Source organism: Acidovorax sp. SDU_ACID1 (assembly GCF_045291395.1).
Taxonomy (GTDB): Bacteria; Pseudomonadota; Gammaproteobacteria; order Burkholderiales; family Burkholderiaceae_C; genus MR-S7.
Window position 1 is genome coordinate 1,144,823 of record NZ_CP152342.1, and the last position, 15,895, is coordinate 1,160,717.

21 protein-coding genes and 1 pseudogene are annotated in these 15,895 nt (G+C 67.4%); 14 read left to right on the top strand and 8 right to left on the bottom strand.

Annotated features, from left to right (window positions below):
* Nucleotides 1-437 precede the first annotated feature (437 nt).
* The 13 genes from AAG689_RS05580 to rnhA all read left to right on the top strand — a co-directional run bounded on the left by AAG689_RS05580 (nt 438) and on the right by rnhA (nt 8,851).
* On the top strand, nt 438-1,700 hold the full coding sequence (locus AAG689_RS05580; RefSeq protein WP_406625077.1) for a replication initiation factor domain-containing protein: 1,263 nt from the start codon (nt 438-440) through the stop codon (nt 1,698-1,700).
* Nucleotides 1,701-1,723: 23 nt separating this feature from the next.
* Entirely contained in the window at nt 1,724-2,050 is a 327-nt protein-coding gene (locus AAG689_RS05585; protein ID WP_406625078.1) for a hypothetical protein, read from the top strand.
* Nucleotides 2,051-2,327: 277 nt separating this feature from the next.
* On the top strand, nt 2,328-2,678 hold the full coding sequence (locus tag AAG689_RS05590) for a hypothetical protein (protein WP_406625079.1): 351 nt from the start codon (nt 2,328-2,330) through the stop codon (nt 2,676-2,678).
* 35 nt (nt 2,679-2,713) lie between these two features.
* Complete coding sequence (locus AAG689_RS05595; protein ID WP_406625080.1) at nt 2,714-2,926, top strand: hypothetical protein; 213 nt, start codon at nt 2,714-2,716, stop codon at nt 2,924-2,926.
* Nucleotides 2,919-3,125 carry a hypothetical protein gene (locus AAG689_RS05600; RefSeq protein ID WP_406625081.1) on the top strand — a complete coding sequence of 69 codons (207 nt, stop codon included), beginning with the start codon at nt 2,919-2,921 and terminating at the stop codon, nt 3,123-3,125. The genes AAG689_RS05595 and AAG689_RS05600 overlap by 8 nt, the downstream gene beginning before the upstream one ends.
* 4 nt (nt 3,126-3,129) lie before the next feature.
* Nucleotides 3,130-3,348, top strand: coding sequence for a major capsid protein (locus AAG689_RS05605; RefSeq protein WP_406625082.1), 219 nt, complete (start codon nt 3,130-3,132; stop codon nt 3,346-3,348).
* Between the two features lie 875 nt (nt 3,349-4,223).
* The gene (locus AAG689_RS05610) at nt 4,224-4,517 is read left to right on the top strand and encodes a hypothetical protein (RefSeq protein WP_406625083.1); all 294 of its coding nucleotides are present in this window, start codon (nt 4,224-4,226) and stop codon (nt 4,515-4,517) included.
* Between the two features lie 158 nt (nt 4,518-4,675).
* Nucleotides 4,676-5,170: a virulence factor TspB C-terminal domain-related protein gene (locus tag AAG689_RS05615; protein ID WP_406625084.1), complete on the top strand. Its 495-nt coding sequence runs from the start codon at nt 4,676-4,678 to the stop codon at nt 5,168-5,170.
* A 2-nt stretch (nt 5,171-5,172) separates the two neighbouring features.
* Complete coding sequence (locus tag AAG689_RS05620; RefSeq protein WP_406625085.1) at nt 5,173-5,472, top strand: DUF2523 domain-containing protein; 300 nt, start codon at nt 5,173-5,175, stop codon at nt 5,470-5,472.
* The gene (locus AAG689_RS05625) at nt 5,472-6,629 is read left to right on the top strand and encodes a zonular occludens toxin domain-containing protein (protein ID WP_406625086.1); all 1,158 of its coding nucleotides are present in this window, start codon (nt 5,472-5,474) and stop codon (nt 6,627-6,629) included. The genes AAG689_RS05620 and AAG689_RS05625 overlap by 1 nt, the downstream gene beginning before the upstream one ends.
* Nucleotides 6,630-7,006: 377 nt before the next feature.
* Nucleotides 7,007-7,618, top strand: coding sequence for a recombinase family protein (locus tag AAG689_RS05630; protein ID WP_406625087.1), 612 nt, complete (start codon nt 7,007-7,009; stop codon nt 7,616-7,618).
* A gap of 10 nt (nt 7,619-7,628) precedes the next feature.
* Nucleotides 7,629-8,384 carry a methyltransferase domain-containing protein gene (locus tag AAG689_RS05635; RefSeq protein ID WP_020229502.1) on the top strand — a complete coding sequence of 252 codons (756 nt, stop codon included), beginning with the start codon at nt 7,629-7,631 and terminating at the stop codon, nt 8,382-8,384.
* Nucleotides 8,385-8,404: 20 nt separating this feature from the next.
* Complete coding sequence (gene rnhA / locus AAG689_RS05640; RefSeq protein WP_020229503.1) at nt 8,405-8,851, top strand: ribonuclease HI; 447 nt, start codon at nt 8,405-8,407, stop codon at nt 8,849-8,851.
* A gap of 46 nt (nt 8,852-8,897) precedes the next feature.
* Here rnhA and AAG689_RS05645 read toward each other — a convergent pair whose 3' ends face one another.
* From AAG689_RS05645 to moaA, 6 genes and pseudogenes are all read right to left on the bottom strand, one after another.
* The gene (locus AAG689_RS05645) at nt 8,898-9,296 is read right to left on the bottom strand and encodes a hypothetical protein (RefSeq protein WP_406625088.1); all 399 of its coding nucleotides are present in this window, start codon (nt 9,294-9,296) and stop codon (nt 8,898-8,900) included.
* Nucleotides 9,293-9,619: a thioredoxin family protein gene (locus tag AAG689_RS05650; RefSeq protein WP_406625089.1), complete on the bottom strand. Its 327-nt coding sequence runs from the start codon at nt 9,617-9,619 to the stop codon at nt 9,293-9,295. Before AAG689_RS05650 ends, AAG689_RS05645 begins: the two co-directional genes overlap by 4 nt.
* Nucleotides 9,620-9,678: 59 nt before the next feature.
* Entirely contained in the window at nt 9,679-11,001 is a 1,323-nt protein-coding gene (glp, locus tag AAG689_RS05655; RefSeq protein ID WP_406625090.1) for a gephyrin-like molybdotransferase Glp, read from the bottom strand.
* Nucleotides 10,998-11,225, bottom strand: coding sequence for a hypothetical protein (locus AAG689_RS05660; protein ID WP_406625091.1), 228 nt, complete (start codon nt 11,223-11,225; stop codon nt 10,998-11,000). The genes glp and AAG689_RS05660 overlap by 4 nt, the downstream gene beginning before the upstream one ends.
* Nucleotides 11,210-11,599 (bottom strand): annotated as a pseudogene (locus tag AAG689_RS05665) (NTP transferase domain-containing protein); the annotation flags it as partial. The pseudogene AAG689_RS05665 and the gene AAG689_RS05660, both read right to left, overlap by 16 nt.
* Complete coding sequence (gene moaA, locus AAG689_RS05670) at nt 11,596-12,735, bottom strand: GTP 3',8-cyclase MoaA (RefSeq protein WP_406625092.1); 1,140 nt, start codon at nt 12,733-12,735, stop codon at nt 11,596-11,598. The gene moaA and the pseudogene AAG689_RS05665, both read right to left, overlap by 4 nt.
* Nucleotides 12,736-12,942: 207 nt before the next feature.
* Between moaA and AAG689_RS05675 the strand changes: the two genes are divergently transcribed.
* Complete coding sequence (locus tag AAG689_RS05675; RefSeq protein WP_406625093.1) at nt 12,943-13,716, top strand: type IV pili methyl-accepting chemotaxis transducer N-terminal domain-containing protein; 774 nt, start codon at nt 12,943-12,945, stop codon at nt 13,714-13,716.
* Nucleotides 13,717-13,794: 78 nt separating this feature from the next.
* Here the strand turns inward: AAG689_RS05675 and AAG689_RS05680 are convergent, their stop codons facing one another.
* Together AAG689_RS05680 and AAG689_RS05685 are read right to left on the bottom strand one after the other, a co-directional pair.
* Nucleotides 13,795-14,364 carry a DUF2889 domain-containing protein gene (locus AAG689_RS05680; RefSeq protein ID WP_406625094.1) on the bottom strand — a complete coding sequence of 190 codons (570 nt, stop codon included), beginning with the start codon at nt 14,362-14,364 and terminating at the stop codon, nt 13,795-13,797.
* A gap of 86 nt (nt 14,365-14,450) precedes the next feature.
* Nucleotides 14,451-15,884 (bottom strand): aldehyde dehydrogenase family protein, encoded by a 1,434-nt coding sequence (locus AAG689_RS05685; RefSeq protein ID WP_406625095.1) that lies wholly within the window; start codon nt 15,882-15,884, stop codon nt 14,451-14,453.
* Between the last annotated feature and the right edge of the window lie 11 nt (nt 15,885-15,895).

Sequence of the window (15,895 nt, forward strand, 5' to 3'; positions counted from 1 at the left end):
GACGCACGTCCTCACCCACTTTGCGCGCGTCCTGCCCGCCCCCTCTTTGGAGACAAGCCGGGGCCCCGCCAAAGCGCGAATAGCGCGTCGAGCGCAGCGAGCTTGGTGGGGGCGGGGTATGGGGTGCCAAACCCCATGTCAAGCCATGCGCGGCCCGTGCCCCATGCCCTGGGCGCTGCCGCCAGTTCACCCGCGCAAGGGATCGTCACCCGAATGGGCCAAGACCCGCATGCGGGGCTTGGTGGCGAAGCCATAGAGCCCGGTCACCGCGCCAGCGGTGATGCGCCCGGCTGCTCCTCCTGCGGCCAGTGCACCGCATCGACCACCGGCGCGGACGCCGATGCGGGCGCGCGCGCATGCAGGCGGAGCGCGGGCGCGCGCGCCGAGGCGGGGCAGGCGCAAGCCCTCCCCGATGGTAATCACGGGGAGAACCTTCAATGACCCGCCCGACACGCTCCGTGCTGAACAAGCACAGCAAAACCTGCGCCCTCGTCCTTGAAGGCAACGAAATCAAATTCCGCCTTCTGGCCGAACGTACTGAAACCGGCAACGTGGTGCATGTGGATTGGGTGCGCTTCACTTGTCTGCTGCGCAACGCCCCCATGCCCGGCGTTGAAACCCTGTTCCCTACGCCCACGCCCGACGTGGACATGGAACCCGTCAGCGAACAGGAGCGCACTGAACGCGGTCAGCGCCTGCTGCGCCTTCGCAAGCTCCTGGCCAAGCTCCCGAACGCCGAATTCGCCCCTAGCGCGCAAGCGATGGAATTGGCCGAACGCGTAGCGGAAACCTTGGGCGAAGACTTCACCGTCGCCCCCGAACTGCGCAAAGGCCATGACTTCTACCGTCACCGCTGGAGCATCGAGCGCAACGGCAGTGAAGTCGGCTGGGTCGGCTTCCTCGCCAGCGGCGACAGCCCGCGCCAGCAAGCGCAGGCCAAAACCATGCACGTCAACCTCTACGGCACGGCCTGCACCTTTGCCCAAAACGGCTGGCGCGATCACCTCGCAAACCTCATCGATGACGTGGGCGGCACCCTGACCCGCATCGATCTCGCCCTGGACTTCTTCGAAGGCATCACAGGCGGCATGGAGCGCATCAAGCGGGACTACGAAAACGGCCTGTGCGACGTCGCAGGCAAGCGCCCGAAATGCAACATGGTCGGAGACTGGTGCAACGGCAAGGCGCGCAGCTTCTACATGGGTAGCAAGGAAGCGGGCAAGCAAACCAACTTCTACGAAAAAGGCCACCAGCTCTTCGGCGAGAAAGACGCCACCAGCTGGCTGCGCGCGGAACTGCGCTACGGCAACAAACTGCGCGTCCTCGGCACCGACATGCTGCGCCGCCCGCAAGACTATTTCGCAGGCGCCAGCGACTACCACGCGGCCATCCTGCGCGAAGCCAAACCCGCCATGCAGGCCCTGCCTGAGCCCGTGCCGTGTGAGGCAAAGCTCGCGGCCCAAACCATCGAGGCAGAAGTCACCCGCAACGTGCGTTGGCTGCGCGACGTAGCCGCACCCAGCATGGCCCTGGCCTTCGAACACCTCGGCACTGATGCCTTCCTCGAAATGGTCACGAACCAAAACGTTCCCGGCCGTCTTCGCCGATTCAAGCAAACCGAAATCCGCCGCGCCTACAGCAGCGCGCACCACAGAACCCGCAAGGCCGCAAGCGCTGGTCACGCATTCGCACAAGCCTAAACCCCGACCACAAAGGAAGCACCATGCAATTCAAATCCGAAGTCATCGTTCACGGCGTCAAGGAAAGCCAGGGCAGCATCGATGGCCGCGCATTCAGCAGCACCACGTTCCACTGCGAGGTGGACCTTGCGGAGAACTCTGCAGGCCGCTCCATCGGCCGCGCCACGCGCCCCTTCAAACTGGGCGACGCGAAGGAATTCGACAAGTGGGCGCACCTCGGCCAGTCCCTGCCCCTCAAGGCCATCGCCACCTTCGAAATGGCAGCGGCAGCACAGGATGGCACAAAGATGGTCCTGGTCGACATCCGCCCCCTGGAGCAAGCCAAACCCACTGCCCCGAAGGCGGCGTGAGAGGCTGGCATGTACGTCATCCAATCGGCGTTCACGGGCTGCTTCCTGGCCCCCTCGTATGAGGACGGACAGCCCGAATGGGTGTTACTGCTGCGCGAGGCTGTAGCGGTCGAAGACCTCGAAACCTGCGCGCAGCTGATCGAAGACCACGTAGAGCCGTGCCACCAAGTGCAGGTCGTGGACCTGTCCAAGTTGCATCGCCCTGTAGAGCTTTAACCCGATGTATGGCACCTGACCATTAAGCGCCAAACATCGCAATTCGTTCCCGGAGTCGCAAATGTCATTCAAGTCTGATGCACATCGCCGGTGGTGGTTCGCTAATCGCGGTGGCGGTGGCGGTGGTTCGGTTGGCGGTGGGTCTGCCCCGTCGTTTTCTAGTCGTGATCTGGATGGTGAACGTCAGGCCATCTCGCGCCAAGTCGAGGAAATGGACGAATGGGAGCGCCAACGGGAGCGCGAGGCCATCTCGCGCCAAGTCGAGGAAATGGACGAATGGGAGCGCCAACGGGAGCGCGAGGCCATCTCGCGCCAAGTTGAGGAAATGGACGAATGGGAGCGCCAACGGGAGCGCGAGGCCATCTCGCGTCAAGTTGCGGAAATGGACGAATGGGAGCGCTTGCGCAAGTGATGCGCGATGAGGGGTTGTGAGCTATGCCAAACGTAATGACTGAAACCGAACTGCAGCACTTTGCGCTGTCCATCTTGAAGCTCGCATTCGCTGGCGGCGTCCTCGGTGCCATCTGCTGGTCCCTGGTCATGCGCATCGTCGCGGACGCTGCGGACGCCATTCAGGACTGGGAAGACAAGCGCACTCGCATCGGTGCAGCCCGCGCCCGTGCCCACGTGCGCCACATCAACGGGGCCAGCCTTGGCTGATCCCCAAACCATCGAATGCACTGGGGCCTGCACGGTCACCGTGGTGCATGAAATCAGCCTTCCCGTGCTCGATCTGAGCCCGGCAGAAGGCGCAGCAATCAGCAGCGCCGTCCTGCTGGTGTGGGCCGTTGGCTATGCATTCCGCGCGGCCATCCAAGCCTTGAAAACTGACGGCAATTCATCAACCACTGAGGAGTAAATCCATGAACCGCATCAACACCCAAACCCGCCGCCTCGCAGCAGCCGCAGCAGCTTGTGCCCTGGCACTGGCAACCAACGCCGCTCATGCGGCCATCGATGTCACGGCAGTCGTGTCGGAGATTGGCGACACCGTCGCCCCCATCGGTCTGATCGGCGCCGCCGTCCTGCTGGTGGTGGTCGCCATCGCCGCATTCAAGTGGGTGCGCCGCGCCATCAGCTAAGCGGCTGACAAAGCGTCCCTGGCCGGCCGGCAGGGGCCTTTGCCAAAGCGCCCGAGGTGGGTGCTTCGTCAAGGGAGGGGCACATGGGCCTGTTCGTCATCATCGCAATCCTGGGGGCGGCATGGCTCATATTCACCGCCTAATCCTGGTCGTGTGCCTGCTGGCGTGCACCTCGCTAGCCTATGCGTTGGCGCCTGTTGTCACTTACCCGGGCGATACCTGTACACCGGCGCAGTATCCCCGGCACTACGCCAATAACCCTGACGTTACGTCGGCGACGTGGGTCTGTGGATTTGAGGGGCGCCCACAGCGGGAGTGCGGTTGGTCATATGTCTCGCCCAAATATGGATGGGATGGGTCTAGTGCAAAAGGGGTGTATTCGGGTGCGTGCAATAAGCCTGAGCCCGTCTATAGCTGTCCTGATAACTCCACGATGAGCGGGTCGGGTGCGGCTGCTACCTGTGTCTGTGACGACGGCTACGAGGAAAAAGACGGACAGTGCAGGCTGAAAAACCCGTGCGCCCACAAGGGGCCGGGTTGGTATGAGGAGGGCGGTCAGTGCACGCGTAAGTGCGAACCCGATGAGGTCCGCGTTAACGGCCTTTGCGTCAAGGAGCCCGAGTGCGATGAGGGGCAGACACGTGTTAACGGTGTCTGCAAGGCTAACAATTGTGAGCGGGGTAAGGACATGGGGTCTTACGCCATGAGTAGTAATTCCACCGAGTTTCTCTGCGAGGACAAGTGCCTTGTCCGTGTCGTTGCGGATTTCTCGGCTACTTATACCCGTGGGGATGGCACCGTGGTGACTGATATCGTCGGTAGCGGTACGCAAACGGGCGCGTCGTGTACCGGTGGTACGGGTGGTTCGGGTTCTGGTGGCCCTGGCGGTTCTGGCCCCGGAGGGTCTGGTCCTGGTAATGGTGGAGGCAATGGCGGGGGTGGCGGCGGGACTGGTCCTGGCTCGGGTGGCACCGGCGGCGGAACCGGTGGCACTGGTGGTACCGGCGGCGGAACTGGTGGCACTGGTGGCACAGGCGGCGGAACTGGTGGCACTGGTGGCGGAACTGGTGGCACTGGTGGTACCGGCGGCGGAACCGGCGGTGGGAACAATGGCGGTAATGCTGGTGGTGGCGGCGGTGGCGGCAGTGGGAGCGCGATCCCTGGGGTAAAGAAGCCGCCGGGCGAAGACCCCGGGCCTGATGGCGCGTGTCGGCCCGGCACCAAGCCTGTCGGCGGTCGTTGCTATCCGACTGAGCCCAAGCCTCCGGACAGTGATGGCAAATGTCCTGATGGATATGTCAAGGTCAATAGCCAGTGCATACCCCTTGTGCCGAATCCTGGCGGTGGCGGTGGCGGTGGCGGTGGCGGTGGTGGTGGCGGTGGCGGTGGTGGTGGCGGTGGCGGCGGTAGTGGCAATGGTGAGGGTGACGGTGATGGCTCGGGCTTCGGGGGCTCGTGCGAAGCCGGCTTTGCGTGTGAGGGCGACGCGATCCAGTGCGCTATTGCGCGTGAACAACATCGTCGTAACTGTGTGCTGTTTAACGATCCCTCCGATGAATCTCGGCTGTATGACCAGCACAAGGGCAAAGAGGGCAATCAAACCGGTGATTTGCCGGGTAACCAGTCGATTGACCTGAATGGCCGTATCGATACCTCTGATGCCATCGGCGGCGGCTCCTGCATCGGCGATCTGAGCATCTCCGTCATGGGTCAGTCCGTTAGCCTGCCGATTAGCGGCATCTGCCCGTATCTCTCCATCCTGGGGAACGTCCTCGTGGCCGTCTCCCTGCTCCTGGCTGTTCGCATCGTCGGAAGGGGTTGACCATGCCTGTATTCATCGCCGCCATAGGTGGCATGCTCATTAATCTGGTCGGCACCCTGGCTGGCCGCGTGCTTATCGCCTTGGGCATCGGTGTAGCTACTTTCACGGGCGTGAACGCGAGCCTCACGTGGCTCAAGGATCAGGCCGTAAGCTCCATAGCGTCTCTACCCCCTGAGGTGATGGGCATGCTCGGCACCATGAAAGTGGGAGTGGCCATCAGCATCGTCACCAGTGCCATCACGGCCCGCCTGATCCTCAACGGCCTGTCGGGTGACACCTTCAAGCGCTGGGTGCATACGTAATGCTGTACCTCATCACGGGCGCCAATGGCGCAGGCAAGACGCTGAACACCCTCAAATGGGTCCGGGAACGCCAGCTCAAGGAAAACCGCCCCGTCTGCCATAACGGACGATTCGAACCCGTCGAGGGCGGCGAGCTGTCGAGCTGGAAAAAGATCGACATGAAGGAATGGCAGTCCGAGCCGGACGGCACTATTTTTCTTGTCGATGAATGCCATAACGACTTCCCGCTACGACCACCCAGCGGCACGCCCCCGGACTACGTTCGCATGCTCGCGGAGCATCGGCGGCGGGGTTTCGATTTCTACCTCGTCACCCAGCACCCCCAAAACATCGATAGCTTCGTGCGCCGCTTGGTCGGCCCGCCTGGATGGCATCGCCACCTCAAGCGCTCTTTCGGCGTGGACATGGTGAGCGTGCTGGAGTGGTCTGCCGTCAACCCTAATTGTGAGAAAGACGGCTCCGGCAAGAATGCCAGCGTCAGCATGCAGGCTTACCCGAAAGAGGTTTATGGCTGGTACAAAAGCGCCAGCCTGCACACGGGCAAAAAGCGCATCCCGGCGAAAGTCTGGGTGCTGGTGGCATGCGTCATTGCGATCCCCGTCCTTGGCTGGTTCGCCTTGTCTAAGCTGCCCGGCGTGGGCGGGCAGAAGGCGGTGGTGCAGCAGCCCAAACCCGCCACTGCGGCCGCAGTCGCGCAAACCAGTGCGCCCCCTTCACCCATGGGTCAAAAGCTCTCTGCGGTTGATTGGCTGGACCTGCGCAAACCTCGCCTGAAAGACTTCCCCCATACCGCGCCTGCCTATGACGAAGTCGTCAAGCCCGTGCATGCGCCATACCCTGCCGCGTGCGTGATGATGGGCAAGACATGCAAGTGCTACACGCAGCAGGCCACGCTGATGCAAGTCAGCGGCGACGTGTGCGTGCAGATAGTCAAGCAGGGTTTCTTTGTCGAGTGGCAGCAAGCCCAGCTCACGTCGGCGGCAAACCCGCCATCCAGGCCAGCGCCGATATCGGCACCAGCACCGATGCAGCAGCAAGCGGCGCCCGTCATCAATGTCAACGTGCCCCCCATGCAGCAGCAGGGTGCCCAGTTGTCGGAGTGGGCGCAGGGGTTGGCTGCGCGCAACGCGCAAGTGCGCTCTGAGCTGGTGCGTTAGTCGGCGCGCATTTCTTGGGTGTGCTCTGTCTCGCGCACTAGTGCCCATCGGTAGCCCGGTGGGGCGGGTGGCTTTTCATGAGTTCGCTTGTTCATGCCTGATTCTTTGATGCCATCCCTCACTGCTGCTTTGATGCAGTGGTATGTCAACCAGAACAGGATGATGGTGATTGCGATGGTTATGGATAGTTCGAATATCAGGATTCGAATCCCTAGTTCCTGCAGATTTCGAATGTACGCGTCTATATTCATGGCCTTGCACCTCCCTTGCTGGTCGTTGGCTTTTGGGGCTATTCCTGCCCCTCTTATCGATGGATGGCGCCAGTGTATTCCGGCCAATATTTGGCGTTTCGTTCCCGGCGACGCATAGGAGGTTGAATGCTGGTGGGGTATGCCCGCGTATCCACGCGTGAACAAGAAACGAGATTGCAGCTTGACGCATTGAGGGCGGCGGGTGTGCGGCGCATCTTTGAAGAAAAGGCCAGTGGCGCCGCGCAAGACAGGCCCGTGCTTCGTGAGTGTTTGGCTTCGCTGCGCAAGGGTGATGTGCTGGTCGTCTGGAAAGTCGATCGTGTGGCGCGATCGCTCAAGCATCTGCTTTCCTTGCTCGATCAGCTCGATGTGGTGGGCGCTCGTATCAAGTCGCTGAATGAGCCGCTGGATACGTCCACGCCGTTGGGTATGTACCTGATTCAGAGCCTGGGCTCGATAGCTCAGCTTGAGCGGTCGATGATTCGGGAGCGAGTGATTGCTGGACAGGTTGCGGCTATTTCACGTGGTCAGCGTCATGGTAGGCCGCGTACCTTGACGGATGTGCAGGAAGATGAGGTTAGGAGGCTGGCGGCGCAAGGGGTGCGGCAGGCTGATATTGCGCGACAATTGCAGGTCTCTCGCGCTGTGGTGGACCGGGTGATGAATCCGTGGCGCCCTCGTTATGCCCCACAAAGGCCCGTGCTTGGGCCGTTGCTGAATGCCTGCACAAAGCGCTGAAGTAATAGGTTTGCACCATTGGTTCGACTCCCCTCCCGGCCGCTATCTGCTGGCCTGGGAGCAGGAGCGCCATGATGAACTGGTGGCCGACATCTTCGGCTACCACGCGCTGCAGCTCGGCATGCCCGGCCTGCAGGGGCTGCGCGCCAACCGCATGCCGCACCGCTGGCTGGCCCTGGACTCCGCCCAATCGCTGCTGCCGGGAAGCGAAGCCCCCGCGCTGCTCGCCGATGCCGTGGCGCTGCCGTTCGCCGAGGCCAGCCTGGACCTGGTGGTCATGCCCCATACGCTGGAGCTCAGTGCGGACCCGCACGCGGCGCTGCGCGAGGTGCACCGCGTGCTGGTGCCCGAGGGGCGCGTGGTGGTCAGCGGCCTGAACCCCTGGAGCCTGTGGGGTCTGCGCCAGCGCCGCGCCCGGCTGTATCAGCGCCTGGGCGCGGGCGGGCGGCTGTACCTGCCCGAGGTGGGCGAGTTCATCGCGCCGGGGCGGCTGCGCGACTGGCTGCGGCTGCTGGGGTTCGAATTGGAGACGATGAGCTTCGGCTGCTACCGCCCTGCCGTCGCCAGCGAACGCTGGCTGCAGCGCTATGGCTGGATGGACGCGCCAGGCGCGCGCTGGTGGCCGATACTCGGGGCCGGCTATGTGGTCGTGGCCGTCAAGCGCGTGCAGGGCATGCGGCTGCTGGAGCCTTCGTGGCGCAAGGCGCCGCAGGCGGCCGGCGCGCAGGTGCAGGTCGCGCGGCGCGTTCCGCCCGAACCGCAGTGAAAAATTCGCAGGAGTGTTTTTTGAATCAGGTGGTGATCTATACCGACGGGGCCTGCAAGGGCAATCCAGGTCCCGGTGGCTGGGGGGTGGTGCTGCGGTCCGGCGCGCTGGAAAAAGAACTGTTCGGCGGTGAATTAGGAACGACCAACAACCGCATGGAGCTGATGGCCGTGATCCAGGCCCTCGCCGCGCTCAAGCGTCCCTGCGCGGTGCAGCTCTACCTGGACAGCCAGTACGTGCGTCAGGGTATCACCCAGTGGATCCACGGCTGGAAGAAGAAGGGCTGGCGCACGGCCGGCGGCCAGCCGGTGAAGAACGTGGAGCTGTGGCAGCGCCTGGACGAGCTGGCGCACGGCGCGGGCCACGCCATCGACTGGCACTGGGTGCGCGGCCACGCAGGCGATCCGGGCAACGAGCGCGCGGATGCGCTGGCCAACAAGGGCGTGGAGCAGGCGCTGGGGCGCTGATGGTCTTGGAAGCCGGCGCTGGGCGGACGCCAGCGCCTTGCTGCGGTCAATCCGTGTTGCCGGGCTCCACGATCAGCCCAGCCTGCAACGGCCGGATGCGCTCGTCCTCGTAGTAGCCGCCATATTCCGTGTACCGCAGGAAGGCGCCCGCGCAGCGGGGGCAGCGCCACAGTGTGCAGCGGGTGTACGGGTGCCAGCCCAGGGCGATGGGCGCATCGGTCGACCAGAGGCTGGTGCCGTGCGGGTGGTATTCGTCAAGCTGCTCCCAGTCGGCTGCGCTGCCCAGGGCGCCCACGCACTGCAGGTGCGAAGTCTGCATCGCGCCGGAAATGGATTCCCAGCCGGGTTGCTGCAGCGCAGTGCAGTCTGCGCAGCGTGGATGCGCGGCGGCCTCGGCCGCATGCGTTTGCAGTTCGGCTGCGGTGAGGGGCGCGGAGCCGGTCACGGGGCGGTGCTCTGCAGCGCGTCCTCGATCTCGCGCGCGGTCTGCGGGCGCACGAGGCGCGCCGTTTCCTGGCCATCGCGCAGGAACACCAGCGTGGGCCACAGCTTCACGCCGAAGCTGCGGCCCAGGCGCTGGCCGGAGCCGTCTTCCACCTTGACGTGCTGCACGTCGGCGCGGTCCTGCAGCGCCTGGGCGATGAGCGGCTGCGCGCGCTGGCAGTAGCCGCACCAGGGGGTGCCGAACTCGACGACGGTGGCGCCCGGCAGCCGGTCCACGGCGTCGCGTGCGGGGGGCTGGGCGAGGTGTTGGCTGGCGTAGGGCATGGCGGTTCGCAGGAAAGATCGATGCGTTTCAGGGTAGCCGGGCGGCGGGGATGGCCGTGTCAGAGGGCGCCGTCAAACATCATCACCTCCACTGTGTCGCCCGCGGCCACGGGCCCCTGGCCGTGGTGCAGTACGACGAGGCCGTTGGCCTGCACCATGGAGCTGAGCACGCCTGAGCCCTGGTTGCCGGTGGTGCGCACCTGCAGCGTGCCGTCGGCCGCCGCCGTGACCACGCCGCGCTGGTATTCGGTGCGGCCGGGACGCTTGCGCAGGGGCTCGGCGGCCACGGCGCGTAGCAGCGGCGGGGCGGGGCGCGTGCAGCCCATCATGCGCAGCAGGGCGGGGCGCACGAAGGCGAGGAAGGTGACCATCACGGCCACCGGGTTGCCGGGCAGGCCGAACAGGATGCTTGCGTTTCCATAGCTGCCAGCGCTTGCTGCATCAGCCCTGGAAGGCGATTCGGCTTGTATCCTGCCTGCGGCCATGGGGCGGCCCGGGCGCATGGCGATGCGCCAGAAGGCCACGTCGCCGAGTTCCTGCAGGACGGCGTGCATGTGGTCGGCATCGCCCGCGCCTGCACCGCCGCTGGTGATGATGGCGTCCGCCTCGCGGGCGGCCCGCGCAAGCGCGGCCCGCAGCAGCGCGGGGTCGTCCCGCACCACGCCCAGGTCGATCGCCTGCACGCCCAGGCGTGCGAGCAGGCCGAAGAGGGTGTAGCGGTTGCTGTCGTACACGGCGCCCTCGCGCGGCGGCTCGCCCGGGCTCAGGATTTCGTTGCCGGTGGAGAAAAAGGCCACGCGCAGGCGGCGGTAGACGGTGACGCTCTGCAGGCCCAGGCTGGCCGCCAGGCCCAGCGCGGCGGGCGTGAGCAACTCGCCCTGCGGCAGTGCGACGCGGCCCTGCAGCAGGTCTTCGCCCTTCAGGCGGCGGTTGTCGCCGCGGCGCAGCAGGCCGGGGGCGACGCGGATGCGGCCGTCGGGCTCGGCGGTGGCCAGCTCCTGCGGAACGACGGTGTCGAGCCCGGCGGGCATGACGGCGCCGGTCATGATCCGCACGCACTCGCCCGGTGCCACGGCGGCCGCGCCCGCCGCGCCTGCGAAGGCGGTGGCGCCCACGGGGCGCAGCACCAGGGGCTGGCCGCCCTGGAGCTGCGCGCCGTCGAAGGCATAGCCGTCCATGGCGGAGTTGTCGTGCGGCGGCACGGACATGGGAGAGACCACGTCCTGCGCCAGCACGCGGCCCAGGGCGTCGAAGAGGGCCACCTCTTCGGCCTGGGCGACGGGCTGCGCCAACTGGCGCAGGAAGGCGGTCACGTCGTCGGCGCGCAGGGCCTGCGGGTCGTAGCCCGGCAGGCTGGCGGCGATCTGGGCGATGGTGGTCATGGGTGCTCCAAAGCGTGCAGTTCTGCCAGGGTGTTGGCGTTGTCGAAGGCACGCGGGTCGTCGCCCGGCTGGTCGAAGGCGGCAAGGGTGCCGCCATGCCGCGCGGCCCACTGGCGCACCTTGCGGCCGCCCCCGGCGACGAACTGCCGCAGGTCGGGCAGCAGCGCCGCGCGCAGCAGGCAGAACACGGGCTGCGGGAGCCCGCCGGCGTCGGCCGCCAGCACGGCGCCGGCGCCGGTGCGCGCGGCAGCCTGGGCCAGGCGCGCGGCCAGGTCGGGGGGAACAGCGGCGTATCGCAGGGCACGGTGAGCAGCCAGGGCGTGCCGCAGCGCTCCAGCCCGGCGACGAAGCCTGCCAGCGGGCCGGGGTGGCCAGCCAGCGTGTCGGGCCAGACGGGAGCGCCGAAGGCGGCGTATTCGGCCAGGTGGCGGTTGGCGTTCAGCGCCACGGCGCCCACCTGGGGTTGCAGCCGGCGCAGCGCATGCAGCGCCAGCAGGGTGTCGCGAAAGGGTTGCAGGCCCTTGTCCACGCCGCCCATGCGGGTGCCTCGGCCTCCGGCGAGCACCAGGCCCGTGATGTCATGGGCGGGAATGGTCATCCGCCGATGTAGCTCATCTCGACGCGCCGCTGGCCCGCACCGGCCTCGGCTGGCAGGCTGGCGCGCAGCTCGGAATAGCGGTCGCTGCGGCCCTGCCAGATGTCGGCGATGGCGGCGGAGATCTGCGCGTCGCTCACTTCGCCGCGTAGCAGGCGGCGCAGGTCCCAGCCCTGAGTAGCGAACAGGCACAGGTACAGCCGCCCCTCCATGGACAGGCGCGCGCGGTTGCAGTCGCCGCAGAAGGCCTGGGTGACGCTGCTGATGACGCCCACCTCGCCCAGGCGCGGATCGTGCCGGCCGTCGGGCCCGGCATAGCCCCAGCGCTGCGCGGTCTCGCCCACGGCCGTGGCGGCCAGCGGCACCAGGGGCAGCTCGGCCTGCAGGCGCGCGATGACGTCGGCCGAGGGCAGCACCTCGTCCATGCGCCAGCCGTTGGTGGCGCCCACGTCCATGTATTCGATGAAGCGCAGCGTGATGCCTGTGCCGCGGAAGTGCCGCGCCATGCGCACGACCTCGTGGTCGTTGGTGCCGCGCTTGACTACCATGTTGACCTTGATGCGCTCCAGCCCCGCGGCCTGCGCGGCCTCGATGCCGGCCAGCACGTCGGCCACGGGAAAGTCCATGTCGTTCATGCGGCGGAAGATGGCGTCGTCCAGGCTGTCCAGGCTGACGGTGACGCGCCGCAGCCCCGCGTCCTTGAGCGCGCGGGCCTTGCGCGCCAGCAGCGAGCCGTTGGTGGTCAGCGTCAGGTCGGGCCGGCGGCCCTCCACGGTGCGCAGCCCGGCGAGCTGGGCGACGAGCCGCTCCAGGTCCTTGCGCAGCAGGGGCTCGCCGCCGGTCAGGCGGATCTTGCGCACGCCGTGCGCCATGAACAGGCGTGCCAGCCGCGTGATCTCCTCGAAGCGCAGCAGGTCGTCGTGCGGGAGGTAGCGGTAGTTGCGGTCGAACACTTCCTTGGGCATGCAGTAGCTGCAGCGGAAGTTGCACCGGTCGGTCACGCTGATGCGCAGGTCGCGCAGGGGCCGCCCGCGCAGGTCCGCCAACTCGCCGCTCGGCGCGGCGGGCACGCCGCTGCGCACGGTGGGCACCAGCACCGTGCTGCGCTGGTCCACCACGGGAATCACACGTTCAGCCATGGGCCAAATTGTGCCCCAAGGGGGCGCGGGGGGTGGCCCAGGCAGGGCGGAATTTGATGTCGGTCAATCGGCCGGGGCCGGGGCCGCCGTTTGACCGGCATCAGAAGCGCCGCGCGGCTGCGCTCCCAGAATGGCGGGCATGCCCAGCCACCGCTCCACTCCCCCGCCTCCCTCGCACCGTCCTGCCGGCGCAGCCGCCGCGTCGCCATGCGCACGCTGGCCGCGGCCTTCATCGTGCCGGCGCTGCCGCTGTCCGCCCAGGCGCGCATGGCGCTGGCGACGGCCATCAACCGCACGGCGCGCTTTCGGGCTCTGTCGCAGCGCGCGGCCAAGGCCTATGGCCAGCTGCACCTGGGCGTGGTGCCCGAGCGTGCGCGCGACGTGCTGGGCCATACGCGCAGGCAGGTGCTGGCCGGCTTCGAGGAGATGGATGGCCAGGCCTGGCCGCCCGAGGTAGCGCGCCAGCTGCAGGACGTGCGCCGCAGCGCCGACCGGCTGGACGCGCTGCTGGGCCAGGCGCCCAGCAAGGAGGGCTTCGCCGCCGTGTCCGCCCAGTCCGATCAGATGATGGCGGCGGCCCACGCCGCCACCGAGGCGCTGGAGAAGCTGGCCCATGCCCCCACGGCCCGGCTGGTGAACACGGCGGGCCGCCAGCGCATGCTGTCGCAGCGCCTGGCCAAGAACTACGAGCTGATGGCCGCGGGCCTGGACGGCCGCGCCGTGCGCGAGCAGATGGCGGGCGATGCCGAGGAATTCCAGCGCGCGCTGGCCCAGCTGGCCAAGGCCCCGATCTCCACGCCCGCGATCCGCCAGGCGCTGGAGCAGGGGCAGGCCCAGTGGGTGTTCTTCGACGCGGCGCTCAAGCGCCAGCCCGATGCGCGCGGCCTGGACAACGTGGCCACCACCAGCGAGCGCCTGCTGGAGCTGATGGACAGCCTCACGGCCCTCTACGAGGTCGCGCTGCGGGATGTCCTGGGTTGATTGCTATACGAAAAATAGCTGCTCGCGCTTGATGGGCGGGCGCTGGAGGCTGTTTTGGCTGATATTCTTCGCGCCCGCTCACGCCGCCTTCGGAGGCGATGCCGGGCGCGGCACGTGGCCGTAGAACTGGGGGTAGTGCTCCTGCACGCCGCTGCCGTTGAAGTCCCAGCCCGTGCACTGGCCCAGGTGGCGCGGCGGCGCGTCGCCTTCGCTCTTGAAGGCGCCCTGCACGGTCTGGAAGGTGGCGGTGGCCAGGTTGAACAGCAGCTCGCGCAGGTGGGTGCAACTGGCCACGCCGCCCAGGCGGGACTGGATGGCCTGGCGCCAGCCGCGCGCCATGCTGCAGCCCACCATGGATTGCAGCGCGCGCTGGGCCTCGGGGCAGTCGCCCAGGGGGTGGGCGTCCATGGCGGACTCGATGGCGCGCACCACGAGGTCGCCGTCCACCGTCACGCGCAGCCACATGTGGTGCACGGGCTCGCCGGCGCGGCGGATGCGCTCGGGGTTGCGCAGGGCGGGGCGGTCCTGGGCCTTGCTGTCGTGCAGCTCGCCCTCGATGTCCCACAGGCCGTCCTCGCGCGCGAACCCCTGGTAGGTGACGCGGCGAACGTGTTGGGCGGTGCGGGGGGCGGGGGGCGACAGAGGCATGGACAACGCGAAAACCGGGAGAGGGGAGAGTAGAGGCCGGCGGTGCAGGGGCGGCGGCAGGCCGCCGCTGCACCGCGCGGGGCCGTTCAGCCGTGGCGGATGGCCACGGTCTTGAGGGTGGTGAAGCCGTAGAGAGCCTCGAAGCCCTTTTCGCGGCCGTAGCCGCTGGACTTCACGCCGCCGAAGGGCAGCTCCACGCCGCCGGCCGCGCCGTAGTTGTTGATGAACACCTGGCCGCTGGCGATGCGCCGCGCCATGCGGAACTGGCGCGCGCCGTCGCGCGTCCAGATGCCGGCCACCAAGCCGAAGGGCGTGGCGTTGGCCAGGTGGGCGGCTTCGTCTTCGCCCTCGAAGGGCATGGCGGCCAGCACGGGGCCGAAGATTTCCTCCTGCGCCAGGCGGTGGTCCACCGGCACGTCGCGCAGCAGGGCGGGGGCCTGGTAGAAGCCGGTGTCGGGCGCCTCGTCGACCACCGTGCCCTGGGCTACGAGCGGGATGCCGGCCACCTGCGCGTCGGAGAGGAAGTCCCACACGCGCTGCTGCTGGCTCTGGCGGATCAGCGGGCCCAGGTCCAGGTCCATGGCGGCGGGGCCCACGCGCAGGGCCTCGAAGGCGTGGCCCAGGCGCTCCAGGAGGGGTTCGTAGATGGCGCGCTCGATGAGCACGCGCGAGCCGGCCGAGCAGGTCTGGCCCGCGTTCTGCACGATGGCATTGACCAGCACGGGCACGGCGGCGTCCAGGTCGGCGTCGGCGAAGACCACCTGCGGGCTCTTGCCGCCCAGCTCCAGCGTCACCGGGCAGTGGCGCTCGGCGGCGGCCTGCTGGATCAGCGTGCCCACGGTGGGGCTGCCGGTGAAGCTGATGTGGTGGATGCCGGGGTGGCGCGCCAGCGCGTCGCCCACCTCGTGCCCGTAGCCGGTCACGATGTTGAGCGCGCCGGCCGGAAAGCCCACCTCCGCCGCGAGTTGCGCCACGCGCAGCAGGGACAGGCACGCGTCTTCTGCGGGCTTGACCACGCACACGTTGCCCGCGGCCAGCGCGCCGCCCACGCAGCGGCCGAAGATCTGCATGGGGTAGTTCCACGGCACGATGTGGCCGGTCACGCCATGCGGCTCGCGCCAGGTGAGCACGCTGAAGCCGTCGGGGTAGGGGATGGTCTCGCCGTGCAGCTTGTCGCAGGCGCCGGCGTAGAACTCGAAGTAGCGCGCCAGGGCCAGGGCGTCGGCGCGGGCCTGTTTGGTGGGCTTGCCGCAGTCGCGCTGCTCGATGGCGGCCAGCTCCTCGGCATGCTCGGTGATCTTGGCCGACAGACGCATCAGCAGCCGCCCGCGCTCGACCGGGGCGGTCTTGTGCCACACGTTCTGGTAGCACTGCTGCGCTGCGCGCACGGCGGCGTCGATGTCTTCCGCCGTGCCGCGCTGGATCTCGTCGAAGGGCTGGCCGTCGGAAGGATCGATGACCGGGAGGGTGCGGCCGGACGTGGAGGGCACGCCGGCATTGGCGATGTAGTGGAGCTGCATAACCCCCGGAT

Excerpts from the sequence above, each read along its gene's own strand:
- AAG689_RS05580 (WP_406625077.1), top strand. The coding sequence starts at position 438 with ATGACCCGCCCGACACGCTCCGTGCTGAACAAGCACAGCAAAACCTGC.
- AAG689_RS05585 (WP_406625078.1), top strand. The coding sequence starts at position 1,724 with ATGCAATTCAAATCCGAAGTCATCGTTCACGGCGTCAAGGAAAGCCAG.
- AAG689_RS05590 (WP_406625079.1), top strand. The coding sequence starts at position 2,328 with ATGTCATTCAAGTCTGATGCACATCGCCGGTGGTGGTTCGCTAATCGC.
- AAG689_RS05595 (WP_406625080.1), top strand. The coding sequence starts at position 2,714 with ATGACTGAAACCGAACTGCAGCACTTTGCGCTGTCCATCTTGAAGCTC.
- AAG689_RS05605 (WP_406625082.1), top strand. The coding sequence starts at position 3,130 with ATGAACCGCATCAACACCCAAACCCGCCGCCTCGCAGCAGCCGCAGCA.
- AAG689_RS05620 (WP_406625085.1), top strand. The coding sequence starts at position 5,173 with ATGCCTGTATTCATCGCCGCCATAGGTGGCATGCTCATTAATCTGGTC.
- AAG689_RS05625 (WP_406625086.1), top strand. The coding sequence starts at position 5,472 with ATGCTGTACCTCATCACGGGCGCCAATGGCGCAGGCAAGACGCTGAAC.
- AAG689_RS05630 (WP_406625087.1), top strand. The coding sequence starts at position 7,007 with ATGCTGGTGGGGTATGCCCGCGTATCCACGCGTGAACAAGAAACGAGA.
- AAG689_RS05650 (WP_406625089.1), bottom strand. The coding sequence starts at position 9,619 with ATGCCCTACGCCAGCCAACACCTCGCCCAGCCCCCCGCACGCGACGCC.
- glp (WP_406625090.1), bottom strand. The coding sequence starts at position 11,001 with ATGACCACCATCGCCCAGATCGCCGCCAGCCTGCCGGGCTACGACCCG.
- moaA (WP_406625092.1), bottom strand. The coding sequence starts at position 12,735 with ATGGCTGAACGTGTGATTCCCGTGGTGGACCAGCGCAGCACGGTGCTG.
- AAG689_RS05675 (WP_406625093.1), top strand. The coding sequence starts at position 12,943 with ATGCGCACGCTGGCCGCGGCCTTCATCGTGCCGGCGCTGCCGCTGTCC.
- AAG689_RS05680 (WP_406625094.1), bottom strand. The coding sequence starts at position 14,364 with ATGCCTCTGTCGCCCCCCGCCCCCCGCACCGCCCAACACGTTCGCCGC.
- AAG689_RS05685 (WP_406625095.1), bottom strand. The coding sequence starts at position 15,884 with ATGCAGCTCCACTACATCGCCAATGCCGGCGTGCCCTCCACGTCCGGC.